The organism is Candidatus Williamhamiltonella defendens (genome assembly GCF_900699045.1).
GTDB lineage: Bacteria > Pseudomonadota > Gammaproteobacteria > Enterobacterales > Enterobacteriaceae > Hamiltonella > Hamiltonella defensa_A.
This window is the reverse complement of sequence record NZ_CAADHL010000001.1, coordinates 127,961-152,193: the sequence shown is the minus strand read 5'-3', so window position 1 is coordinate 152,193 and position 24,233 is coordinate 127,961. Positions and strand designations below refer to the sequence as shown.

Sequence of the window (24,233 nt, the reverse complement as noted above, 5' to 3'; positions counted from 1 at the left end):
CTCGCTGCAGTGAATTTGTCCTGATTTCTCGCTATTTTAATCGAAAAAGTTTTATTCATGAGGATGTCGAGCTCTGCATAGAAAGAAGATGATTGCGCTTTACTTTCTATTGAAAAGGCGAATATCGGTCAGTACGGACACATTGGTTTCCGGTGTGTGTTTTTTACCAGATATTGATCTCGCTGATGTAAATTATAAAGCCTTTTTGATCAATTAAGTGATTTGGTGACAATGGGGGCTGAGCCTGCCTGGTTTTCTTTTGCGTTCACTTTGCCGTGTATCGACGAACCCTGGTTACAAACATTTAGGGGTATGCTGTTTGAATAACTTGAAGCGTATCGCATGCAGTTAATTAGCGGAGACACTACCTGTGGGTTTTTAAGCCTTATTTTAATCATTCAAGGCCTATTGATTGAAAAGGGAGGATTAACCCGCAGCGGAGAAAAAAGGCGATGGAATTTATGTCATAGGCACTTTAGGTGCCATGGCCGCCGGTTTAGTCATCTTAAAAATGCCGTCACTATTAGACAAGCGTTTTTGATTAGGCGCTATTGACGCCCACAAGCGAGGATATTGCGAGGAAAGTCGTTGAACGAACGACTTATCCCATTCAGCAATTGACATCTCAAATGCATTTGTCTCTAATTTATAACATATTTTAAATATCAGTCAATACGAGGCTTATATTGAATTATCTCAATTACCTTATTCGCCTGCTTTAAAAACATATTCAAATCATGAACAGATCCTGTCTTGGGGTTTGAGTGTGAGCGAGGATTATAAGTTTTGTTTTACTCTCTTACCTCAATACTCACATATTGTAGAAAACTTATTTTAGCGATGCAGAGGGCCTAAAGTGTTTTATAAAAAGGTGGGTGCAGTTGTATCGGACTTTGATAAAAAATTACATTTTTCGTGATGGATCGCCGGTTTCAATGAAGGTCTCCAATATCACAGATTACGATCATTTTGATACCTACCATAGAGAATAACCGTGTTGAAAGAAAAAATTTTGCGGATGAGCAATCCTATCCATTTACTCGCAACCGGCTTTGGAAGCGGCCTTTCTTCTTTGTCGCCAGGAACCATGGGATCGCTGGCGGCTATCCCATTTTGGTTTGTCTTGATAGCTCTACCCAACCCTTTTTATATCATATGTCTCATCCTCAGCTGTGGTTTTGGGATTTATCTGTGTGGCCGAACCGCTCAAGAGATAGGCGTTGATGACCCTAGTTGTATCGTTTGGGATGAATTCGTGGGTTTATGGATCACACTCAGCCTCTTACCGAAAGAGGCGCAGACTCCGTTATGGATCACGGTGGGTTTTCTTCTCTTCCGGCTTTTTGATATTTGGAAACCGTTTCCTATTTGTGTGATTGATCGTCATATAAGAGGCGGCGTTGGCATTATGCTTGATGACGTCATTGCTGGATTTTTTGCCGCTATGATGCTTTTTTTATTCCATCGAATTTTGTAAAAGTGAGGCCGAGGCATCATAAACCTTGATAAAGCCAAATTTGCCATAGGTTCTGTACGATCCATTTAGATATCTGTAATTTTTCCCAGGACATAAAAATTATCCACCCTATTTTGTCTCGTCAAATACCCTCATGATCCTGAAAACAGGGGGGAAGCTTTGTCTTATCAGATCAAACTTTGGTAATGAATGTGTTGAGGTTAGTGATTTCATAAGACGATAAAACATGAAGGTGGTGACGTTTGGCATCAGATGTGTTCTTCATGGAAGAGATTCAGAACGACATTCACCCATGACTGAGATTATACAATACAGAGAGACCTCATTCAGACCGGTATGGTTATGGAAAAATCCTTGGAAAGTTTGGCTTCTTTGGGGATTTTCACTGATGAATAATATGCACCATGCCAGTTTTATTAATGATAATTCGACTCACTTGCACCACATACTATTTTCGAATAACGGGAAAGGTGACTTGTATCAAAGATACTGAATCTAGTAAGTAATATTCAATATCAAACAAACTAGATTCTTTTTCTGCTTCATTTGCAATAACCATATTTGAATCTACACAGACTGCAGGCATAGGTGAAAAGCAGAAAAAGTTACACGAGCGTAACTATTGCAATCGTATTTTAGACTGAAAAATCTATAGATTAGTGATATTTTTTGGTTCCACTTTACTGGCTTTATAACACGAGAATTGACTGAAACCTTATATCTTGATCATTCTTTTTGAATAGTTGATGCTTCAAAACTGATCATTACGAAACCATTGTTGAGTTAAGGCGGGTATTCGTGAGAATTTTTACTCCCACTCGATGGTGGCAGGGGGTTTACCACTGATGTCATATACCACCCGAGAAATGCCTTTAACCTCATTAATAATTCGGTTTGAGACACGCCCTAACAAATCATAAGGAAGTTCAGCCCAATGTGCTGTCATAAAATCTACAGTTTCTATCGCTCGTAACGCAATCACCCATTCATATTTACGACCATCCCCCATGACGCCAACAGAGCGTATCGGTAAAAAAACTGCAAAAGCTTGGCTGACTTTTTGATATAGCTCCGCTTTTTGAAGCTCTTGAATAAAAATCGCATCCGCCTGACGTAATAAATCACAGTATTCCTGTTTCACTTCGCCTAAAACACGAACACCCAAACCAGGCCCAGGAAAAGGATGTCGGTGTAACATTGCATGGGGCAGCCCCAGTTCTAACCCCAATTGACGTACTTCGTCTTTAAATAGGTCTTTTAGTGGTTCGATTAAACCGAGTTTCATTTCTTTGGGTAAACCCGCTACGTTATGATGAGATTTAATCAAGTGTGATTTCGCAGTACCAGAGGCCGCAGATTCAACCAAATCGGTATAAATCGTGCCCTGAGCCAACCATTTTACCCCATCTTGTTTTGCGGCTTGTTCATCAAAAATATCTATAAAAACACGGCCAATGACTTTACGTTTTTTTTCAGGATCTTGGATACCCTTTAATGCATTCATAAAACGATTAGCCGCCGACACATGAATGATATTAAGGCCAAATTGATCTTGAAAGATATTTAATACCTGCTGTGATTCATTTAAACGTAATAAATCATTATCTACAAAAACACAGGTTAAATTTTTTCCAATCGCACGATGCAAAAGTATTGCCGTGACAGCAGAATCCACCCCGCCAGATAAACCAAGAATCACTTGATCGTCACCGATTTGATCTTTTAATTCTGAAAGCGTTTGATCGATAATATTCCGAGGCGTCCATAGTGGTTCGCATTGGCAAATTTGTAGCACAAAACGTTTTAATAGAGATTGTCCTTGAATGGTATGGGTCACTTCTGGGTGAAACTGAACACCATAAAAATGTTTTTTGAGATGTGCCATTATCGCAATCGGGCAAGTTTCTGTGCTGGCGATACAGGTGAAATGTTCTGGAAGCTTTGTGACTTTATCTGCATGGCTCATCCAGACTTTTAAACAGGGTTCATTGTTGGCGTTCACAAAATCTTCAAGATTATCTATTAAGGCATTCTTGTTTTTCAGAGCTAGCTGAGCATAACCAAATTCGCCTTGATGTGTATTCGAAATAGCTCCGCCTAATTGAATCGCCATAGTTTGCATACCATAACAGATCCCTAAAATAGGCACCCCTAAAGTAAAGATGATGTTTGGCGCTCGAGGAGTATTATTTTCAGTAGCGCTTTCTGGTCCTCCAGAGAGGATAATGCCTTGAGGATGAAATGCTTGAACGCTCTCAGCTGCTACATCCCAAGGCCATAATTCAGAATAAACACCCATTTCACGGATGCGCCGAGCCAGTAGTTGAGTATATTGCGAGCCAAAATCTAAAATTAAAATACGATGACGATCAATATTTTTTATCATGGGCGATGTGTTCCAAAAAACAAGTGAGAGTTGGCATGAATAAAACCTGTTAAAAGTCGTCTCAAATAGAGGCAATTGAAGCACTAAGAGGTGTAAGAAAAAAGATACAGTCAAGTTAGTTTTAAATAGGCCTATTATTCTTTTGTAATGGTCACATCATGAACATGACTTTCTCGCATGCCTGCACTGGTAATACGCACAAATTCAGGTTTAGTGCGAAGTTCATCAATGCTTTCACAACCAGTTAATCCCATACAGGAGCGTAACCCCCCCATTTCACGATACACAACGTCTTTCAATAAACCTTTATAGGGAACCCGTCCTTCGACACCTTCAGGTACTAATTTATCAGCGGCATTATCTAATTGAAAATAGCGATCAGATGAGCCTTTAGACATGGCTCCGAGTGATCCCATCCCACGGTAAGATTTAAAGGAACGGCCTTGATAGAGTTCAATCTCTCCCGGTGATTCTTCAGTACCCGCAAACATTGAGCCCACCATGACACAAGAAGCCCCTGCGGCAATCGCTTTAGCGATATCGCCGGAAAACCGAATCCCCCCATCTGCAATGACAGGAATGCTAGTGCCTTCAAGGGCTGTCACCGCATCTAAAATAGCGGTAATCTGTGGCACTCCCACTCCTGTTACAATACGAGTGGTGCAAATGGATCCTGGACCAATCCCGACTTTAACTGCATTGACACCTGCGGCAACTAGAGCAAGCGCGCCCTCTGCTGTCGCCACATTCCCCCCAACAATCTGAAGTTCAGGATATTTTTTGCGTGTGTCACGAATGCGCTGTAACACGCCTTCAGCATGACCATGAGAAGAATCGATCAGTAACACATCAATACCTGCCTTCACCAAAGCATCAATCCGGTTTTTGTTATCAGGCGCCGCTCCAACAGCGGCACCAACCCGAAGACGACCCAGTGAATCTTTGCAAGCATTAGGTTTACTTTGGGCTTTTTGAAAGTCTTTAACCGTGATCATGCCACGGAGATGAAAGGTGTCGTCCACGACCAAGACTTTTTCTACCCGTTTTTCATGCATTTTTTGAAGAACAATTTCACGAACTTCGCCTTCCTTGACGGTCACTAGACGTTCTTTAGGCGTCATCACTGCAGTAACGGGCTGATCGAGATCAATCACAAAACGTACATCACGTCCGGTTACAATACCGAGTAATTCATAATAGTCACTGACCACTGGATAACCTGCAAAACCATTACGAAGAGTCAGTTCTTTTACTTCACGCAAAGTGGTCGTTGGTCTAATGGTATGAGGCTCATTCACTACGCCGCTTTCATACTTTTTGACCTTCTGTACTTCGTTGGCCTGTTTTTCGATCGACATGTTTTTATGAATGAATGCCATTCCTCCTTCTTGGGCTAATGCAATGGCTAAGGCGTGTTCAGTCACTGTATCCATCGCAGAGGATAATAAAGGGATACTGAGAGCAATAGTGGAAGTCAACCTTGTGCTTAAATTTGTAGTATGAGGCAAAACAGTGGAGTGTGCCGGAACAAGAAGGACATCATCATATGTTAGGGCTTCTTTTTTAAGACGTTGCATGAGACGTGTACCGAGATAAAAAAATAACTAAAAATTGTGCGTGGAATTATACAGAGTCTGGGTATTTCTCTCTAGTACTTTATGATGAGCTATTTGATCAAAAGACCGTGCTAGGCGGTTTGCTGTTGCTCAATATATTACCTAAGAGTATGATTTTTCAGTCAACCTCTTTAAATAGAGAATGTAAATAATACACTTATTCTTGTAAAATAATCATAAAAAGTGTTTGAAAATAATTAAGGATAAAGTAACTCATGCTAACACTGACTTTTTTTGCTACAACCCTCATTGATATTTATGTCATGATACTGTTATTACGTATTTGGATGCGCTGGGTAAAATGTGATTTTTATAATCCATTTTCACAATTTATAGTTAAAATGACACACCCAATTGTCAATCCGATACAAAGTATTCTTCCTTCTGCAAAAAAAATTGAAGCTGCCGCATTCTTCATCTCTTTTTTCTTAATGGCACTCAAATATCCCCTTTTGCTCTTTATTCAAGGGGGAGTCATCGTGTTAAATCAGTATAATTTGCTATTTGGTGTAGTTTCTTTGTTGAAAGTCATCGGATATCTTGTTTTTTGGATCATTATTATCAGAGCCATCACAAGTTGGATAAGTCAGGGCAGCAGCCCTATGGATGATTTGCTTGATGAATTGACTGAGCCTTTGATGTCACCGATTAGGCGTTTCCTTCCTGCCATGGGGAGCATTGATTTTTCAGGGATGCTGTTGATTTTGATTTTGTATTTGATGAATTATTTGGGAATGGATCTGCTAGGCGATCTTTGGCTGATATTATAAATACTTTTATTCAGGATATAAAAGGTGCTTGAGTTTAAAGATTTGTTCAATAGATCTGGCTTAAAGATTATTCCTAAAATAGAATATGACCTTGCCTCTATAGAATCAACAGGATTGACTGTTATCGAACATGCGCTTTTAAAAACGCGTTATGCCGCACAGATAACAGGATTATCTGCCATTGCAGACGATTCAGGATTAACGGTCGATACCTTAAATGGCGCGCCCGGCATTTATTCTGCACGTTATGCCGCATTAAACGCCAGTGATAGCGAGAATATAAAAAAATTATTGCACGAAATGAAAGAGGTCCCCGATGCGGAATGTAGCGCACAGTTTTATTGTGTGTTGGTCTGTTTAAAACACTCTGCTGACGCCATACCAGCAATATTTCATGGCAAATGGTTAAGCATAATCACTTTTTCTTATCAAGAGCCCAAAAAAGCCGAAGGATTTAGTTATGATCCTATTTTTTATCTTCCAGCATTAAAACGAACAGCAGCTGAATTGAGTATTGAAGAAAAATCAGTGATATTTCATCTCGGAGAGGCATTAAGAGAATTCTTAGATGTGATGAGAAATGTCTAAACTCGCTCCGTTAAGCCTCTACATTCATATCCCTTGGTGTATCAAAAAATGTCCCTATTGCGATTTTAATTCGCATGCCTTGAAAGGCGAGTTGCCTCATGAAGAATATGTGGCGCATTTATTGGCCGATCTAGAAGCAGATATTCCTCTGACAAGCGGTAGAGCTATTGAGACTATTTTTATTGGAGGTGGAACCCCCAGTCTGCTCAGCGCGAAGTCAATGCAACAACTGCTTGATGGTGTTAAGGCGCGTATTGATATTAGAAAAGCCACTGAAATCACAATGGAAGCCAATCCTGGTGCCATTGAAGCGAAACGTTTTGTTGACTATCAGCAAGCGGGTATCAACCGTATTTCCATAGGCATACAGAGTTTTGATAATAAAAAACTCTTAGCACTGGGCAGAATACACGATGCTGAGCAAGGTAAAAAAGCCGCTCATTTGGCACAAATGCTTTCTTTGAACAGTTTTAATTTAGATTTGATGCATAGCCTGCCCGATCAAACATTAGAAGACGCACTGAAAGACTTAGAGCAAGCGATTATATTATCTCCGCCTCATCTGTCCTGGTATCAACTCACGATTGAGCCTCACACGGTATTCAGCTCGCGTCAGCCGCCTTTACCAGATGAAGACAGTAGTTGGGATATTGTGCAAAAAGGTCATCAATATCTTCAAAAAGCGGGATATGAACAATATGAAATATCGGCGTATGCAAAAAAAGAACATCAATGCCAGCATAATTTAAATTATTGGCGATTTGGCGATTATCTGGGGATTGGGTGCGGGGCTCATGGTAAATTAACTTTTGATGATGGGCGGATGATACGAACGGTGAAGACAAAGCACCCTCGTGGTTTTATGCAGGGTCAATATCAATATCAACAATATGATGTCGACTTGGCAGATCGTTCTTTTGAATTTTTTATGAATCGTTTTCGTCTATTAGAACCTACCCCCAGAGCGGATTTTTTAAATTTAACAGGGGTGAAAGAAAGCCATATTCGTTTAGCCTTAGATCAAGCATTAAATTTAGGCTATTTAAAAGAGGATACTAAATATTGGCAGGTGACTGAGAAAGGGAAGTGGTTTTTTAGTTCTTTGATTGAACTTTTTTTATAATTTCTTTTTAGTGGCTGCACTCTGTTAGGAGAATGATTAACTCAGAATCATATTGTTTACATCCATTTTGTAAGGCGTTAAAAATGTCTCAAAACCTGACTTTCTATATTTATGATTATGAAACTTTCGGTCAACACCCTGGATTAGATCGTCCTGCTCAATTTGCCGGTATTCGTACTGATTTAGAGTTTCATCCGGTCGAAGATCCTTTAGTACTGTATTGCTCACCGGCTCAAGATTATCTCCCTGATCCTCAAGCCGTCATAATAACAGGGATTACACCGAAAAAAGCTTTATCAGAAGGAGTCAATGAATCACTGTTTGCGCATCAGATTCATCGGGTTTTGAGTCAACCAAATACTTGTATTCTTGGTTATAACAACATTCGTTTTGATGAAGAATTTAGCAGACATATTTTTTATCGTAATTTTTATGATCCCTATGCGTACAGTTGGAAAAACGGTAATTCGCGTTGGGATTTGCTTGATCTGACGAGAGCTTGTTATGCTTTGCGTCCAGAGGGCATCATTTGGCCTAAAAATAAACAAGGCTTTCCTTCCTTTAAATTGGAGCATTTAACGAAGGCAAACTCGATAAAACATACTCAAGCTCATGATGCACTTTCTGATGTTTATGCGACCATGGCATTAGCAAAATTATTAAAATCAGCTCAACCGCGTTTATTTCATTATTTTTATGTACATCGTAGCAAGTATAAAATCAGCACATTGATTCATATTGGGGATATTGCCCCTTTGGTGCATGTTTCAGGAATGTTTAGTCCAGAAAAAGGCTATACGAGTTGGATATTGCCTATTTCTTGGCATCCAGAAAATCAAAATGCTTTGATTGTCTGTGATTTAGCGGGGGATATCACGCCTTTATTATCATTAAAGGCGGATGTGCTTCGGGAACGATTGTATACACCTAGAGATCAATTAAGCAGTGAATGTGCTCCAGTCCCTTTAAAATTGGTCCATATCAATAAATGCCCCATATTGGCGCCAGCCAAAACCCTGTCAAGGAAAAATGCACAGAGATTAGGTATTGATCAGCAACATTGTTTAAACAATCTAGAACTACTGCGGCGGTATCCAGACATAAGAGAAAAGATAGTAGCTATTTTTGACGGTTACAAACCTTTTCCAAAAGTGAATAATGTAGACGCACGATTATACGACGGTTTTTTTAATGATTTTGATCGGGCCGCGATAAGCACCATTCAAAAAACGTTACCAGAGAATTTGCCGACCTTAAAAATAGTATTTCAAGATCCTCGGTTGGAAACCCTATTTTTTCGATTTCGTGCCAGAAATTATCCTGAAACTTTGAGTGAACAAGATCAACGACGCTGGAAAGCGCATCTCAGCACGGTGCTCAGCCCTGGAGTCATCTCAGAGTATCTTCTCAAATTAAAAGAGATGCTTTTAGAATATGAAGATAATCCAGAAAAACAAACCTTAATTCATTTATTGATTGAGTACGTAAATGAGAAAGAAAGATACGATAAACACGTGGTGTCCCAGACTGGGATCGAACCAGTAACTAGCCCTTAGGAGGGGCTTGTTATATCCGTTTAACTACCGGGACTAATTAGAAGTGATATTTTTATATCTATCTCAGATGCGGCCGGTGATTTTATCAGTTTTAGTAAAAACATCAATGATATCTATATATTCATCAAATACATTTTACAGGCTTAGGTAACCCCCCGATTTTACTGGCTTGTGTCGCAGGGCCTTTTGGAAATAATTGGTAAAGATAACGGCTATTTCCTTTGTCTGGACCATATTTTGCATGCAGCACTTTGACTAAAAGACGAATTGCAGGTGATGTATTAAATTTTTTATAAAAATGACGAATAACATACAACATTTCCCAGTGTTCTGGCGTTAATACAATACCTTCTTGCTCTGCTAAAAATAGAGCTAAAGCCTCAGACCAATGATCACTATTTTTGAGATAACCTTGTGCATCTGTCTCAATATAATGATTTTCAAAAATGAATACATGATTATTTCGCATTTTTAAATTGCCACAGGCGCTTTAATGGCCGGATAAGGGTCGTATTTTTCTAATAAAAAATCATCAAAATGATACTCAAAGAGGGAGTCTGGTTTTCTTTTGATTAATAAATGAGGTAATGATTTTGGTTCTCTCGTCAGTTGAAGATGCGCCTGACTAAGGTGGTTAGAATATAAATGGATATCGCCGCCTGTCCAAACAAAATCACCTAAAAAAAAATCACATTGCTGTGCAATCATATGCATTAATAACGAATAGCTTGCAATATTGAAAGGCAAACCTAAAAAAATATCACATGAACGCTGATACAATTGACAGGATAAAGTTTTTTTTAGCACATAAAATTGAAAAAAAGCATGGCAGGGTGCCAAGGCCATTTTATCTAATTCGCCTACATTCCAAGCAGACACAATCATACGTCTTGAATTAGGGTTATTTTTTAATAGTTCCAGAGTTTGAGATAACTGATCCACTTGGTCGCCATCTGGCGTGCCCCAGGCTCTCCATTGCTTGCCATATATGGGTCCCAGATCGCCTGTTTTATCAGCCCATTCGTCCCAAATAGAAACTTGATTTTCACGTAAATACGCGATGTTGGTGTCACCTTTGAGAAACCATAATAGTTCATGAATAATAGATCGCAGATGACACTTTTTAGTGGTGACCAGAGGAAATCCTTCTTGTAAATTAAACCTCATTTGATGACCAAATATCGATACGGTTCCTGTTCCCGTTCGATCTTCTTTTTCACTACCTTCGTTTAAAACCTTTTTCATCAAATGGAGATATTGTTTCATACTGCCTCATAAAAATTATTTTAAATATACTAACGGCGATATGCCCAAATTAGAATTATAAAGCCAAATAAAATCATAGGAATAGAAAGAATTTGCCCCATGGTAATAACACCATCGAATAAACCAAGTTGTTGATCTGGTTGCCTGAAAAATTCAACGATCACCCGAAAAATACCATAGCCTATCAGGAATAATGCAGAAACACTCCCAATGGGACGGGATCGGCGAATAAAAAGGTTGAGAATCATAAATAGCACGAGGCCTTCAAGGAACATTTCATAAATTTGGGAAGGATGACGAGGCAACACACCATACTGATTCAATAAATTCTGTAATGTAGGATCACCGGCAGCAAGAGAGATGTCCTCACCACGTGAACCAGGGAATAATACGGCCCAAGATGTATTTATTGCGACACGCCCCCATAACTCTCCATTAATAAAATTACCTAAACGACCTGCCGATAGACCAAATGGGATTAAGGGTGCAACAAAATCAGCAACTTGAAAAAAATTCCGATGAGTGCGACGGGCGAAGCAAAGCATCACACAGATGACGCCTATTAATCCCCCATGAAATGACATCCCACCTTCCCAGACTTTAAATAAATACAGAGGGTTATCCCAAAAAGCGGAAAAATTGTAAAACAAGACATAACCTAAGCGGCCACCAATAAAAACACCCATAAAACATGCATATAATAAATTTTCAACTTCGATTCTATTCCAATGACTATGAGGTTTATTAGCACGTTTTGTTGCCAACCAAAGTGCAAAAATAAAACCAAGTACATACATCAACCCATACCAATGCAGAGCAATTGAGTATATAGAAAAAATAATGGGATCGAACTTAGGAAAGGTGAAATAAGTATAATTCATGTGTGAGCCTATATTTGGCAAAATGAGAGACAAGTGACAATAAGCTCTGTCTTTTCTAGGGTTTTACAGTAAGCTGCATAGAATATTAATAGAATATGAGTTTTTGATTGTTAGACACCTGAATAAAAAAATCCTGCTGCAGAAACAACAGGATAGTATCTTTGGTATTTTTTTTACAATGCGGGGATTGTATTATATTCAAATGGAAGCCTAATTTGACTCAGTGGGCGTACGCTTCAATTCAAACAGTTACTTAATTTTTGCTTCTTTATAGATCACATGATGACGAACAACGGGATCATATTTTTTAAACTCTAATTTTGTGGTTTGAGTACGTTTATTTTTGCTGGTGGTATAAAAATGACCAGTACCAGCAGAGGAAAGCAATTTTATTTTTTCACGAACACTTTTAGCCATATCTTAGCTCCTTAATACTTTTCGCCACGGGCTTTGATTTCTTCTAAAACAGCCTCGATACCTTTTTTATCAATAATACGAATACCTTTAGCAGATAAACGTAAGGTGATAAAACGTTTTTCACTTTCAATCCAAAAACGGTGACGATGCAAGTTTGGTAAAAAACGGCGTTTGATTGCATTCATAGCATGTGAACGCTTATTACCGGTTACTGGGCGTTTTTTCGTCACCTGACAAACTCGGGACATATTTATCTCCAAAAAATAAACCAGCTTCAGTTTCTTAATAAACTGACTTGTGCTTTTGTTAAAATGATCAATAATTGGTATTATACGCGCTGCAGATGATAGTCTCAATACCCAAAAGTAATCATGCGAAATAGTAAAAATATTTTTATATTTACCCTCGTTCTGAAAAAGAAACACATTTTCTATGAGCAATCAGGACATGGTCTAAAACCCGAATATCTAATAATACAGAGGACACTCTGATTTAAGTGGTGATCAAACGATCAGCCTGACTAAGTTCTGTTGCTCCTGATGGATGATTGTTGGATAAAATGATGGTGGCAGCATTCACCGTTAATGCCTTTCGTAATACTTCTCTTGGCTGCCTTCAACAGTATCAATCGTGCACTGAAAAGTTCCTCATAACAAACCACTCTGTGGTTGTTGTTTAAAAAAAATAAAAAATTTCTCTATCCCGATAAGAAAGCAGCTTGCGCAAAAATTTTGGGGATTTGTGAATTGAGCATCATATTGTCATATAATAAATTAGAATAAAAATAAAGATTTATTAACTCTAATATGACTTGAATTTGTGAAAATTTAGATTTACCTATTCCTTTCTGTGCAGAGAGAGTTTCATAGTTAGCCGACATGAGATGGTAGAGCAAACAAAATTCTAAAATTAGTTTTTCTGCCATTTCACTGACATACAGATCTGGTGTTCCTATCCTCAGAAAATAGAAAGCAATTCTGATTCTGTTAGTACACTTGCACCGAATTTCAATAATTTTTCTCTGGGTGGCAATTGACATGGCCATATTATCATCCTTGTTCTTGCCTATTTTTTAATCACATCTCAATTTTATTTCCTCTTATCATGACATACATTTTAATAACCATGTTTTCAGATCTTGCATCTAAAAGATGTAGCAGAAATCTTGATTTTTTCATTTTTTTAAGAGTAAAGATCTTTCATCATAAATGAATGTAAATATTTTCTGTTTTTATATAAAAATATATCTAATGTATCTAATAATCTTCCAAGATAAGTAAATTCATGACTAGTCTGAATTATTAGATGCAAAATAAATGAAAAACCCGCGTGCACTGATTGATAGAAAAAGAGATGATAAAAAATTAGCAACACAGAAGTCGTAGGCCACTTTATAGATATAATTTTTATGTTTTAAGAAAAATTTTTCCATATATCAAAAGCGATATCATCATCTTATGATACAGCTTAACAGGGATGAAATCCTTGTGCCTAGAAACGCATCTGGTGAATATGCGTGAATCAAATTTAATCACAATGGAAAACTAGTCGAATCGTCTCATTCACAATATATTTTAGCTTCAATTTAGAGAAGAAAACAATAATTCTGTCAAGATAGTTTCAATTTAATCAAAAAAATCCGTTGACAAAAATCCACTGCGTGATTAGAGAGTATCTCTAAACAAAAATTTAACTACATCATTTTCTGATGGCGGTAAAACAGAATTTTTGGAGCCGCTGAAAAATCTGTTTAGTGATACTGCTGCTTCTTCAAGCACACCACTAATTTCAGAATAAGAAAAGTCTCAACTAATAGTAGATCATTAGGATGATGAAGGTGGGAATTCTCGAGCCTCACTTTCTGTTAATTCTGAAAGCCAATCTATTTTTCTTCAAGTGTATCTACAACTTCATAATATTCTCAGAAGTCTAAAAAACGGGTTTATATAGATGACTATGGTGCATCTTTTTCACAGTGGTACTTTAAAAACACATTAAATGGAAGACCCATTTGATAGGTTGTATTAATACTGCCAATAGAAGGCAAATGGAAAGGAATTAACACCTAAAGACATGGAGTTACTATCATCTAGACAAGATAGAATTGAAGCTCGTTTTGAGCCCAAACTCAAACTCTCTGATATATTTCTTTAGAATATAATTTGAATATTACAGGAGAACGTAAAAAAGAATTAAATTCACTATGCATGCAATTTGAAGACTCAGCTAAGGCAGCTAGCCAGGCTGCAATAATAAGTTGCAATCAGAATGAAAAGATAAGTATACAAGATCTATATTTCATTAAGAACACGTCAGATGTAGAGAAAATTAAAGAAAAAACAAAATTCTTTAGTAGTATTAAAGAAAAAGTAAATACCTTTAAATCACATAAGAAGGATTATTGGGAGATAAAAGTAATTCTTGTTGTAAGTATGCCCTCCGAGATGCTCATGTAATACTCTACGGTGAAGAGATGGTACCTAGAGGAGAAATGAACATTAAGAGCGATGACAATAGAAATCGACTTACACAGGTAGATGCTAGGTTTATTTTCTTTTCTGCCCAGAATAAAATCGAGAATACTGATGTTACAGAGAGCACTTTCAAAGATCAGTGAAAACAATTCCAGACGCCAATAGAATTAAATTATAAAATCTTTTTTTGAGAGAGGAGCAATTCCAAGATCATGCTCTTGGACATCACAATTTAATTTGTAAGCGTAAATATAGAGAATTTTGGAGGATTAATTCATATTCATCAGTAAGACCAATAGAACAACTAACACAGGGAGATAAATTAACCGCATGCAGCATAGACCTTCTTAACAAGAATTTTGTTTTGATTCCGTACAGCTTCACTGATCATGATAAGTTCGTTCACTTGCTCCAAAAATTTAGGGCTATAGGCACTAGCTACGATTAGTAGGCCATAAAAGTAAATCCCTGTGATTTTTATCATCAATTCATATCTTTTTGTTGATGTCATTTATTTCAAAGCTGTAGAGAGAGCGGTGAAATCCCCGCTCTTTGTGTGGTTTTGCAACGGCCTGCTTTCGTGAGGTGTTTTTGAATAACCCTACACAGCTCCCACTTCCCCTTTTCCTGCCAGATGATGCCACCTTTTCGGGGTTTTATCCTGGTGACAATTCCGCGTTATTGGCCGAGATTGAATCCGCCCTTTGTGATTCTCATGGTCGCTATATTTATTTTTGGTCTAAACAAGGTTCAGGACGTAGCCATTTACTACATGCCGCTTGCTCTACGCTCTCAAAACAAGGAAAAGCGGTGGGTTATGTGCCATTAGACAAACTCGCCTATTTCACCGTAGAAGTTCTTGAAGGAATGGAGCAGCTTGCTTTGATTTGCATCGATAATATTGAACATATTGTCGGTGATATTGAATGGGAAATGGGGATATTTCATCTTTACAATCGTATTGTGGAAAAAGACCACACCTGCCTTCTGATGACCGGTGACCGCCCTCCCCGTCAGTTACATCTTCATTTACCTGATTTAGCTTCTCGCTTGGATTGGGGGCAAATTTACAAATTACAGCCTTTATCAGATGATGATAAAGTGCTTTCTTTGCAACTTCGTGCAAAATTACGAGGTTTTGAGTTACCAGAAGAGGTGGGACGCTTTATGTTAAAACGCCTTGATAGAGAAATGCCATCGTTATTTATGGCGCTAGATAGGCTTGATAAGGCATCTATTCGTGCACAACGCAAACTCACCATCCCTTTTGTGAAAGAAATTTTGAGACTGTAATCTAATGTTTGTTGGGAAGGCATGAATTTAAAAATCATTTAACTGATGCTATGTCAGGTGTGTCAGCACGATGTTTCATTTTTCCTAAAATACGGACAAAGCGATTCGAAAGGAATCGCTAAACTCGTTGTTTATTCAAGCAAGAAACGGTGGATTTAGCGTATGATAGAGCATATTTGAGATAATAGGTGCTCTATAACATTTTAGGAAAATATTGATGAATGCACATTATGATTACCTATTGATAGGGGGAGGTAGTGGGGGCATTGCTTCTGTTAACCGAGCGGCGTTATATGGTCAAAAATGTCTCTTAGTGGAAGCCAAAACGCTTGGGGGTACCTGTGTGAATGCAGGGTGTGTTCCTAAAAAAATCATGTGGCATGCCGCACAAATTGCCGAGATGATCCATTTATATGGGTCGAATTATGGTTTTGATACCACTTTAAATGATTTTAGTTGGCAAACTTTAATCAAAAATAGAACTGCTTATATTGAAAGAATCCATCAATTTTATCAACAGGATTTAGCCAAAAATAAAGTGGATGTCGTTAAAGGGAAGGCGCATTTTATTGATGCTCACACTGTTGAAATTACCACTGAAAAAGACAATCCAGCTAAAAAAATCGTGACAGCCGATCATATTTTAATTGCCACAGGGGGACGTCCAAAACATCCTGATATTCCCGGTGCGGCATACGGGATTGATTCCGATGGTTTTTTTGCTTTAAAAGAGCTGCCAAAACGGGTGGCTGTGTTAGGGGGAGGATATATTGCACTTGAAATTTCTGGGATCCTCAATGCCTTAGGAGTTGAAACCCATTTACTGGTACGTCATGAGGCCCCTTTGCGTCATTTTGATGCTTTAATTGTCAGTACATTGCTTGAAATCATACATAATTCGACCTTAAAATTGCACACTAAAACTCAAGTATCACAGGTGATCAAAAATGCAGATAGCAGTTTAACCTTACAATTAAAAACAGGGGATGCGCTGACAGTAGATAAGATCATTTGGGCGATTGGGCGTGATCCGCAAATCGATCAACTCAATTTATCGGCGGCAGGTATTCGCATGAACGATCAAGGCTATATTGCGGTCGATAAATTTCAAAATACCAATCAGCCTGGTGTTTACGCGGTCGGCGATAACACAGGGGCAGCTGCATTAACGCCTGTTGCCGTTGCGGCGGGTCGGCGACTATCTGAACGGCTTTTTAACCATAAACCTGATGAACACCTGGATTATACTCAGGTGCCCACGGTCGTTTTCAGTCATCCTCCCATCGCGATGGTAGGCCTAACAGAAGAACAAGCAAAAGAAAAATATGATGCGAAAGCAATTAAGATCTACACTTCATCTTTTACGCCGATGTACAGTGCCATGGGAAGACACCGGCAACCTTGTCGCATGAAACTGGTTTGTTTAGGATCAGAAGAAAAGATTGTGGGCATTCATGGCATCGGCTTTTCTGTAGATGAAATATTGCAGGGATTTGCAGTGGCGATGAAAATGGGGGCCACTAAAAAAGATTTTGATCAAACGATTGCGATACATCCTACAGTTGCTGAAGAATTCGTCACGATGAGATAAATCTCTTGCAAAAAAGAAGTGGAGGTGATGTTGAATCATATCAAAAGGATCACTTAATTGCGCGTTTTCAAATTTATGTTGCCTATTAGCGCTTGATTGATTGCCATCATTTCGCCGCAAAGCGGCGCTTCTTTGGCACATGGGATTTTCTCTCTTGTTGGCTGTGCTCCAGGGGCGACCTCTCTTCGGCGCAGCATAGGCGCTTTCATTTTATTGTTCATCTTGAAGCCTGAGCGCATGCGCTTCTCCTCCGGGGATCGCATGGCATTATTTTTATATGCTTTTGCATTGGATGGAATGAATTTTCTCTTTTATTTTTTATTAAAAAATTACCTTAGGGGTTTCGGTTGCACTTGAGTTTACCGGGCCTTTGGCGGTTGTGATATTTTCTTCTCGTCGTATTGTAGATTTTGTGTGGCTTGGCTTTGTCATTATAGGGTTCTGGCTTGTGCTGCCATTAAATCAAAAATCTGGGGATGGATTTATTTTCTGCAGCCTGTGCTTTAGCGGCCGGCGCTTGTTGGGCGTTATATATCATTCTTGGTGAAAAATGGGCGTGTATTATGGCCCTGGCGCGGTTTCAGTGGGTTCATTGATAGCCGCTTGTTAATTTTGTCTCATTGGTATCATTGATAATAGAATAGATTGATGTTCATTTGAGGTGTTGCCTTTTGGGATAGCGATTGCGATTCTTTCTAGTTCGTTCCTTTTTCATTAGAGATGGTGGATCTAACGTGCCTGTCTGCAAGAACGTTTAGAACACTGATAAGTTTTCGAGCCGGCATTTGGGGCGTTTTCTGGTGTAATTTTTAAAATGAGTATGTAACAGGGGTTCAGTGGTTTGGACTATCGCTATTATTTGTGTTTCTACTGGCACAAACTTAAGCGTTAAGCCTAAGGTGGGATTGCAGGAGTGGGGGTGATTGCCATATTGTTTCATTGATTGCAGTCGATATTTTTGAGAGATCTCTAATCGCCCCTTATTTTTTTCTTCGATTTCATTAAAACTCAAACTCCGCAAAATTTTCAAACATGCATCTGATCGACGTATTCTACAAGATCTCTCATCTTAAATGCTTGAACACTAAGATCTTTAAGTAATGTTGCGTTTTTAATATTTAAATGAATTTTTTCTGTTAGTAGAGGGGTAATGTGTTTTTCTGTGTTGCCCGCTTGTTTTTTAACCGGAGCAGATAAGATGTTTATATACGCTTTTAAATTTAATAAGTTTGTGGTTTGATCAATTAGTTTCTGATGATTGTTTAACTTTAAGAGTTGATTCGTTATATTTTTAATTTCATTTAAAATATATCTACATTCTTTTTTTATTATTCTCATGAAAATAGATGATGCAAAATCTAATTTATCTTGCATTTCTAAATCACTCAAAATTTCATTTGAAGTTAATTTTCAATTAGACTCTGTACGAGAGAAGAAACTGTTTTTTCTGGAGATTTTTAAAGTTATTAAATTGTTTCAACAGAAAGTCCATTCTTTGACTTAATTTTGATAATTCTTTGTTTGAATCTGCTTGAATTTTTGCCCTATTTTTAAGTACCTCCTTATTAAATTCTTAGTAAAATTTTACATATTTCGCTAATTTAGCTCGTTCACCTTTCAATGCATTTATTAGAGTGTTAAATTTGTTCTCACTCTCTAATGTATTTTCTTTAATTTTTTAGATTGTTGTTTTCTGCAGTTAGTTTTGTAATGATAGATTTTGCGTTTTTTTTCTATATCATCTTGCATTTTATTGTTAAAGAAATTGCTGATTTCTTATTCTACTAATTATCTTTTCTGATTAATAAGGTGAATTATTGTCTTATCGCCAAAATTTTTTAAATAAATTTTTAACAAATCTATAAAACTATTTTGTTGATTTAAAAATTTATTATCGTGGATGGTTAATTTACATTATATAAAATTACTATTTTTATCTTTAACTGATTTTTGTAAAAATACACATCCTCGAATAGATGTATTCTTTTTATTGTCATGCAATTAAAATTTAATAATCATTTTTTGTTTTTATTGTCTTCATTGATAAAGCATTCTATAATTTTTAATTCAGCATTTCCTATTTTATATTTCTCACCAATTATAGCCTGTAAGATATCCATGAATTCTTTTTTCATTCTTTATGTTAGAGAACTCACAAAAATCACTAAATATAGTGCACGCGACTAGATCTTCTAAAGCCAGATCTGTTGATGAGACCTTGTTAATCAAGTTAACTGTGGCTTTATTGTTAAAAACATTAGATGCATATTCAAAAAATCAGAAATCTTTTATTTCTAACTTGCTTATAAGACAAAATATCGCGCTAATATAGCGGTAGTAAAGGTTTTTTTTAAATAAAACCCTCTTGGTAAAGTCATTATAGGTTGTCCGATTTCTCCTGTTGCGGCGGTTAAAATACGACTATTCGCGGCTTTTGGACGTAGTTGTAACACTTCACCATGGTGGGCACTGATATGATTAATTTGCCCCATAGTAATTCGCTCCATTAGCTCTTCCCAATCTTGTTGTAGTGCTTTGTCTTCATCAAGATTCGGGCTCCAAAAAAAGGGGGTACCGACACGCCTTTGGGTGAGCGGGATCTGTCGCTCACCCTCTATAGGTACCCATAAAACTTTTACTAACTTTTTTCGTACATGACTATTTTCCCAAATAATCCCTGTATTTTGAGTTAAACGGGCGTAACATACAAAAGTCGCCTCTAAAGGCTGTCCTTTAAAATCAATAGGAATAGTTTTGAGCTCAACCCCTATATCTGCAAAATCCTGCTCAGCTTTACTGCCTGCTCGTGCCCCTAAATAATATTCCAGCAATAAACCTACCCAACCCTTATCCTTTTTTAAATCAGGTGGGACCGGCCATTTAGCCAGGCAGGCTAATTCCCCTAAAGAGGAACCTGATATCCTCTGAGCTCGAAGCAAAAGTTGCTCCTGATTTTCAGGGGGCTGAGGGCGGGTATGCATACTCATATTAAAAATATTTTCATATTAAAATAAATTATTTATTACTTTAGGTTTTGTTTAAGCGTTTATCAGAAGAGTTTGCAATCATCTCTATATAAGTGATAAATTGCAAAAATGATATTCTTCACCATAAATGGTAGCGATGATTTCTATTCTATCAAAAGAGAGATCAAAATACTTACGTATACGGCGAATCGTCACATCCACAGTGCGATTGTTTAATTTCAGTTCACACCCTGTCATTTTTACGTAGGGTTTCACGTGAATGCATTTTGCCTGTATTTTTGTGAAAATACAGGAGCACTCTAAATTTATGACGTGGCAATTTATGCATCTTTCCTTGAGGATTAATCAGAGAACGACTGTTAATCTCTAGTTTCAAACCATTAAAGAGATACCTTGCAATCTATTGAGTTTTTTCTGGGTGCATGATGAGTATAGTGCGCGAAAGTAGATTACGAGCTAGAATAGTTAATTCTCTCGCATTGAAAGGTTTGGTGATGTATTCGTCCGTATCAATTGCCAAGCTTAAAATTTTATCGACTTCATTAGCACGCCCCGTAAGAAAGATTAACGCCCCATTTTTTTTGTTCACGAATTTCTCGAGATAGAAGAAGAGCATTTTTACCGGGTAGATTGATATCCATAATAATCAAGTTGATATTTTCTTTTTATAAAACCACTTGCATTTATTCCTCATCACTTGCTTCGTAAACAAGACAGCCTTCTGATTTCAACAATACTTTTTAATGTATGACGAGTGACGAGTTCATCCTCTACTATCAAAATTTGCAATTCCAGTACATTTTTACTTAAAATTTTGCATGCTAAAAATAGCCATAAGAATGTAACCATTCTTTGCTTCCTAAGAAAATAAATTTATTACTTTTACTAAAATGATTAAATATATTTTTTATTTAAAAATATTATCATTTATGAATGAAAACTAAATTTTAAATAGATTTTTAAAATACATGAGATTAAGCTCTTTTGTGTATTCAATAACTTATTTAAAAGTACACATATTATAATAACATTATATATATCGAAATATATAAAATATTCATATTAAAAAAATAATTTTGTATTTTTAATCGATTTAACATATTTAATGTTAAATAACCAAAACTTTTTATATCAAATATTTAAAGTAGTAACTTATATTTTTAATTAATTTAATTACGTTATTTTTATAATTAATTTTTATTTCATTTTGCTTTTTAATAGACAATTTTATTTTGAGATTCGTATTTTTATCTCACATATACATTTATAGAAAAATGTCGCATCTTGAAGAATCCATGAAATCTGGCATCATGCGTTTCTTTCAAAATAAATAAGAAGATAAAAGATGCGTGTTCTAAAATTTGGTGGAACCTCAGTAGCAAATGCGGCGCAATTTTTACGCGTGGCGGATATTATCGAATGTAACCGTGTTCATTGCCAAGTGGCGGTGGTGCTTTCTGCGCCCGCTAAAATCACTGATCATCTTTTGACCATGATTGAAATGGCCTTTGCTGGTCAAGATGTCTCTCAATATTTAAAATCTGCCAAAAGCATTTTTTTTGATCTTTTACAGGGGCTATACGCGGCTTATCCTTTATTGCCTTACGATCTACTTAAAAAAATGCTACAAGCTGAATGGAATCTGATTCAACAAAAATTAGATGGAATCGCTTTGCTTGGATTGTGTCCTGATAGCGTGAAGGCCTCTATTGTCTGCCTCGGTGAAAAACTCTCTATTTATATTATGGCCGCGATTTTTCAGACAAAAGAGGCGTCTATTACTGTCATTAATCCTGTAGAAAAAATTTTGGCTTACGGGGATTATCTTGAATCTACTGTTGATATTGCAAAATCCTCTTTACGCATCTCTCACATGGCGATACCGAAAGATCATTTAATTTTTATGGCCGGTTTTACTGCGGGGAATGAGAAGGGAGAATGTGTTGTGTTGGGTCGCAATGGTTCAGATTATTCTGCCGCAGTGTTAGCCGCATGCTTAAAAGCAGATTTTTGCGAAATTTGGACGGATGTGGATGGGGTGTATACTTGTGATCCCCGTTTAGTTCCAAATGCAAAACTGTTGAAATCGATGTCCTATCAAGAAGCCATGGAATTCTCTTATTTTGGTGCGGATGTATTACATCCACGTACAATTGCCCCGATTGCTCAATTTAAAATTCCTTGCTTCATTAAAAATACGCGAAATCCTCAAGCCCCTGGTACCCTAATCAGCCATCAACAAGTCAGTGATACTGAATATCCTGTTAAAGGCATTACCAATCTCCATCATGTCGCGATGATTAACGTATCTGGGCCTGGGATGAAAGGCATGACCGATATTACCGCCAGAATATTTTCAGTGATGTCGCGTAAGGGGATCTCCGTTATTTTGATCACTCAATCTTCTTCTGAATACAGCATCAGTTTTTGTATTGCGGGTAACAAATTATTGCATGCACGCCTGGCCTTAGAAAAAGAATTCTATTTAGAATTAAAAGAAGGCATTCTCGATGCTTTAGACCTCATGGAAGATCTGGCTATCATTTCTGTCATTAGAGATAGCATGCGAACCTCGCGAGGCATTTCCGCGCGTTTCTTTTCGGCTTTAGCAAGAGCGAATATTAATATTATTACGATTTCTCAGGGCTTTTCTGAACGTTCTATTTCTGCTGTGGTCAAAAACGAGGTGTCGACCACCGCTGCCAGAGTGTGTCACCAAATGCTTTTTCATACCGATCAAGTCATGGAAGTTTTTATTGTTGGTGTCGGTGGAGTGGGTAGTGCATTAATAGAACAGATTCGTCGTCAGCAATCTTGGCTTAAGCACAAAAAGATTGATTTACGTGTCTATGGGATTATCGATTCAAAAGTCATGTTAATGCATTTGCATGGTATTGATTTGAACGATTGGCGGGAGCAATTAGCACAAGCTGACACTTCATCTGACTTCAATCAGCTGATGTATTGGGTTAAAGAGCAATGTTTATTGAATCCTGTCATCGTAGATTGCACTTCCAGCACACTCATAGCAAACCAATACGTGACATTGCTTTCAAACGGTTTTCATGTCGTCACACCCAATAAAAAAGCCAATACGGATTCTATGGCCTACTATAATGAATTGAGAAAGGCAGCTGCTCAATCTTGTCGCAAATTTTTATATGATACCAATGTCGGCGCGGGGCTACCTGTAATTGAAAATTTGCAAAATTTGCTCAATGCCGGCGATGAGCTGATCCAGTTTTCTGGTATTTTATCAGGCTCTCTTTCTTTTATTTTTGGGAAGCTCGATGAAGGCATCACCCTTTCAGAAGCGACACTTGACGCAAAACATAAAGGTTATACGGAGCCGGATCCTCGAGAAGATTTATCGGGGATGGATGTAGCTCGTAAGCTTTTAATTTTAGCACGGGAAGCGGGTTACCAGCTTGAGCTAGGCGATATTGAGGTTCAGTCGGTGTTGCCCGACAACTTTGATATCTCAGGGGATGTTGATACCTTTTTGAAACGTTTACCTTCATTAGATGCGGATTTTAAAAAAAAAGCATCATCCGCCAAGTCAAAAAAAAAGGTTTTACGCTATGTTGGATTAATTGAAAATAAAATCTGTAAAGTACGCATAGAAGCGGTTTCCAGCCATGATCCTCTCTATAAAATTAAAGATGGAGAAAATGCACTTGCATTTTATAGTCGTTACTATCAACCCTTGCCTTTGGTGTTACGAGGATATGGCGCTGGTAATGATGTTACGGCCGCGGGGGTTTTTGCGGATCTGTTACGGGCCTTATCTTGGAAGCAGGACGTTTAA

Annotated in this window: 19 protein-coding genes, 1 tRNA gene and 3 pseudogenes; 11 read left to right on the top strand and 12 right to left on the bottom strand. The window is 37.6% G+C overall.

Annotated elements, in window-relative coordinates; genetic code table 11:
* The first annotated feature begins 342 nt into the window (after positions 1–342).
* Positions 343–555 (top strand): hypothetical protein, encoded by a 213-nt coding sequence (locus CICURV3402_RS06285; protein WP_235667568.1) that lies wholly within the window; start codon positions 343–345, stop codon positions 553–555.
* A gap of 463 nt (positions 556–1,018) precedes the next feature.
* Positions 1,019–1,477 (top strand): phosphatidylglycerophosphatase A family protein, encoded by a 459-nt coding sequence (locus CICURV3402_RS00745; RefSeq protein ID WP_187306911.1) that lies wholly within the window; start codon positions 1,019–1,021, stop codon positions 1,475–1,477.
* 808 nt (positions 1,478–2,285) lie between these two features.
* On the opposite strand, the gene guaA is transcribed toward CICURV3402_RS00745, so the two are convergent.
* Positions 2,286–3,863 carry a glutamine-hydrolyzing GMP synthase gene (guaA, locus tag CICURV3402_RS00740; RefSeq protein WP_158379461.1) on the bottom strand — a complete coding sequence of 526 codons (1,578 nt, stop codon included), beginning with the start codon at positions 3,861–3,863 and terminating at the stop codon, positions 2,286–2,288.
* Positions 3,864–3,997: 134 nt separating this feature from the next.
* Complete coding sequence (guaB, locus tag CICURV3402_RS00735) at positions 3,998–5,440, bottom strand: IMP dehydrogenase (RefSeq protein WP_158379460.1); 1,443 nt, start codon at positions 5,438–5,440, stop codon at positions 3,998–4,000.
* Between the two features lie 254 nt (positions 5,441–5,694).
* Between guaB and CICURV3402_RS00730 the strand changes: the two genes are divergently transcribed.
* From CICURV3402_RS00730 to sbcB, 4 genes are all read left to right on the top strand, one after another.
* Entirely contained in the window at positions 5,695–6,249 is a 555-nt protein-coding gene (locus tag CICURV3402_RS00730) for a YggT family protein (protein WP_158379459.1), read from the top strand.
* 24 nt (positions 6,250–6,273) lie between these two features.
* On the top strand, positions 6,274–6,837 hold the full coding sequence (gene rdgB, locus CICURV3402_RS00725) for an RdgB/HAM1 family non-canonical purine NTP pyrophosphatase (RefSeq protein WP_158379458.1): 564 nt from the start codon (positions 6,274–6,276) through the stop codon (positions 6,835–6,837).
* Positions 6,830–7,960: a radical SAM family heme chaperone HemW gene (hemW, locus tag CICURV3402_RS00720; RefSeq protein ID WP_158379457.1), complete on the top strand. Its 1,131-nt coding sequence runs from the start codon at positions 6,830–6,832 to the stop codon at positions 7,958–7,960. The genes rdgB and hemW overlap by 8 nt, the downstream gene beginning before the upstream one ends.
* Before the next feature lie 83 nt (positions 7,961–8,043).
* Entirely contained in the window at positions 8,044–9,516 is a 1,473-nt protein-coding gene (sbcB, locus tag CICURV3402_RS00715) for an exodeoxyribonuclease I (protein WP_158379787.1), read from the top strand.
* Here the strand turns inward: sbcB and CICURV3402_RS00710 are convergent.
* The 7 genes and pseudogenes from CICURV3402_RS00710 to radC all read right to left on the bottom strand — a co-directional run bounded on the left by CICURV3402_RS00710 (position 9,476) and on the right by radC (position 13,133).
* A tRNA-Arg gene (locus tag CICURV3402_RS00710) sits at positions 9,476–9,550 on the bottom strand. The two genes, sbcB and CICURV3402_RS00710, sit on opposite strands and share 41 nt — an antisense overlap.
* Before the next feature lie 90 nt (positions 9,551–9,640).
* Positions 9,641–9,985, bottom strand: coding sequence for a TusE/DsrC/DsvC family sulfur relay protein (locus CICURV3402_RS00705; protein ID WP_158379456.1), 345 nt, complete (start codon positions 9,983–9,985; stop codon positions 9,641–9,643).
* Positions 9,986–9,987: 2 nt separating this feature from the next.
* A complete protein-coding gene (gene thyA / locus CICURV3402_RS00700; RefSeq protein ID WP_158379455.1) occupies positions 9,988–10,782 on the bottom strand; it encodes a thymidylate synthase in 795 nt (264 codons plus the stop codon).
* A 29-nt stretch (positions 10,783–10,811) separates the two neighbouring features.
* Complete coding sequence (gene lgt / locus CICURV3402_RS00695) at positions 10,812–11,663, bottom strand: prolipoprotein diacylglyceryl transferase (RefSeq protein ID WP_158379454.1); 852 nt, start codon at positions 11,661–11,663, stop codon at positions 10,812–10,814.
* A gap of 249 nt (positions 11,664–11,912) precedes the next feature.
* Positions 11,913–12,080: a 50S ribosomal protein L33 gene (gene rpmG / locus CICURV3402_RS00690; RefSeq protein WP_158366518.1), complete on the bottom strand. Its 168-nt coding sequence runs from the start codon at positions 12,078–12,080 to the stop codon at positions 11,913–11,915.
* A gap of 11 nt (positions 12,081–12,091) precedes the next feature.
* Complete coding sequence (gene rpmB, locus CICURV3402_RS00685; RefSeq protein ID WP_158366516.1) at positions 12,092–12,328, bottom strand: 50S ribosomal protein L28; 237 nt, start codon at positions 12,326–12,328, stop codon at positions 12,092–12,094.
* A 151-nt stretch (positions 12,329–12,479) separates the two neighbouring features.
* A pseudogene (radC, locus tag CICURV3402_RS00680) lies at positions 12,480–13,133 on the bottom strand (RadC family protein).
* A 1,109-nt stretch (positions 13,134–14,242) separates the two neighbouring features.
* On the opposite strand from radC, the gene CICURV3402_RS00675 reads away from it, so the two are divergent.
* From CICURV3402_RS00675 to CICURV3402_RS06280, 4 genes and pseudogenes are all read left to right on the top strand, one after another.
* Positions 14,243–14,536 (top strand): hypothetical protein, encoded by a 294-nt coding sequence (locus CICURV3402_RS00675; protein ID WP_158379453.1) that lies wholly within the window; start codon positions 14,243–14,245, stop codon positions 14,534–14,536.
* Positions 14,537–15,139: 603 nt separating this feature from the next.
* Entirely contained in the window at positions 15,140–15,847 is a 708-nt protein-coding gene (gene hda / locus CICURV3402_RS00670; RefSeq protein WP_158379452.1) for a DnaA inactivator Hda, read from the top strand.
* 217 nt (positions 15,848–16,064) lie between these two features.
* A complete protein-coding gene (gorA, locus tag CICURV3402_RS00665) occupies positions 16,065–17,438 on the top strand; it encodes a glutathione-disulfide reductase (RefSeq protein ID WP_158379451.1) in 1,374 nt (457 codons plus the stop codon).
* Between the two features lie 96 nt (positions 17,439–17,534).
* Positions 17,535–18,361 (top strand): annotated as a pseudogene (locus tag CICURV3402_RS06280) (EamA family transporter).
* 103 nt (positions 18,362–18,464) lie between these two features.
* On the opposite strand, the gene CICURV3402_RS00655 reads toward CICURV3402_RS06280, so the two are convergent.
* The 3 genes and pseudogenes from CICURV3402_RS00655 to CICURV3402_RS00645 form a co-directional block, all read right to left on the bottom strand.
* A complete protein-coding gene (locus tag CICURV3402_RS00655; RefSeq protein ID WP_158379450.1) occupies positions 18,465–18,827 on the bottom strand; it encodes a hypothetical protein in 363 nt (120 codons plus the stop codon).
* Between the two features lie 914 nt (positions 18,828–19,741).
* Positions 19,742–20,425, bottom strand: a complete 684-nt coding sequence (gene mutH / locus CICURV3402_RS00650) for a DNA mismatch repair endonuclease MutH (RefSeq protein ID WP_158379449.1) — start codon at positions 20,423–20,425, stop codon at positions 19,742–19,744.
* Between the two features lie 84 nt (positions 20,426–20,509).
* Positions 20,510–21,220: pseudogene (locus CICURV3402_RS00645) on the bottom strand (response regulator).
* A gap of 550 nt (positions 21,221–21,770) precedes the next feature.
* On the opposite strand from CICURV3402_RS00645, the gene thrA reads away from it, so the two are divergent.
* The gene (thrA, locus tag CICURV3402_RS00640) at positions 21,771–24,233 is read left to right on the top strand and encodes a bifunctional aspartate kinase/homoserine dehydrogenase I (RefSeq protein ID WP_187306877.1); all 2,463 of its coding nucleotides are present in this window, start codon (positions 21,771–21,773) and stop codon (positions 24,231–24,233) included.

Coding starts and splice junctions, on each gene's coding strand:
- CICURV3402_RS06285 (WP_235667568.1), top strand. CDS start 343: ATGCAGTTAATTAGCGGAGACACTACCTGTGGGTTTTTAAGCCTTATT.
- CICURV3402_RS00745 (WP_187306911.1), top strand. CDS start 1,019: ATGAGCAATCCTATCCATTTACTCGCAACCGGCTTTGGAAGCGGCCTT.
- guaA (WP_158379461.1), bottom strand. CDS start 3,863: ATGATAAAAAATATTGATCGTCATCGTATTTTAATTTTAGATTTTGGC.
- guaB (WP_158379460.1), bottom strand. CDS start 5,440: ATGCAACGTCTTAAAAAAGAAGCCCTAACATATGATGATGTCCTTCTT.
- CICURV3402_RS00730 (WP_158379459.1), top strand. CDS start 5,695: ATGCTAACACTGACTTTTTTTGCTACAACCCTCATTGATATTTATGTC.
- hemW (WP_158379457.1), top strand. CDS start 6,830: ATGTCTAAACTCGCTCCGTTAAGCCTCTACATTCATATCCCTTGGTGT.
- sbcB (WP_158379787.1), top strand. CDS start 8,044: ATGTCTCAAAACCTGACTTTCTATATTTATGATTATGAAACTTTCGGT.
- CICURV3402_RS00705 (WP_158379456.1), bottom strand. CDS start 9,985: ATGCGAAATAATCATGTATTCATTTTTGAAAATCATTATATTGAGACA.
- thyA (WP_158379455.1), bottom strand. CDS start 10,782: ATGAAACAATATCTCCATTTGATGAAAAAGGTTTTAAACGAAGGTAGT.
- lgt (WP_158379454.1), bottom strand. CDS start 11,663: ATGAATTATACTTATTTCACCTTTCCTAAGTTCGATCCCATTATTTTT.
- rpmG (WP_158366518.1), bottom strand. CDS start 12,080: ATGGCTAAAAGTGTTCGTGAAAAAATAAAATTGCTTTCCTCTGCTGGT.
- rpmB (WP_158366516.1), bottom strand. CDS start 12,328: ATGTCCCGAGTTTGTCAGGTGACGAAAAAACGCCCAGTAACCGGTAAT.
- gorA (WP_158379451.1), top strand. CDS start 16,065: ATGAATGCACATTATGATTACCTATTGATAGGGGGAGGTAGTGGGGGC.
- mutH (WP_158379449.1), bottom strand. CDS start 20,425: ATGAGTATGCATACCCGCCCTCAGCCCCCTGAAAATCAGGAGCAACTT.
- thrA (WP_187306877.1), top strand. CDS start 21,771: ATGCGTGTTCTAAAATTTGGTGGAACCTCAGTAGCAAATGCGGCGCAA.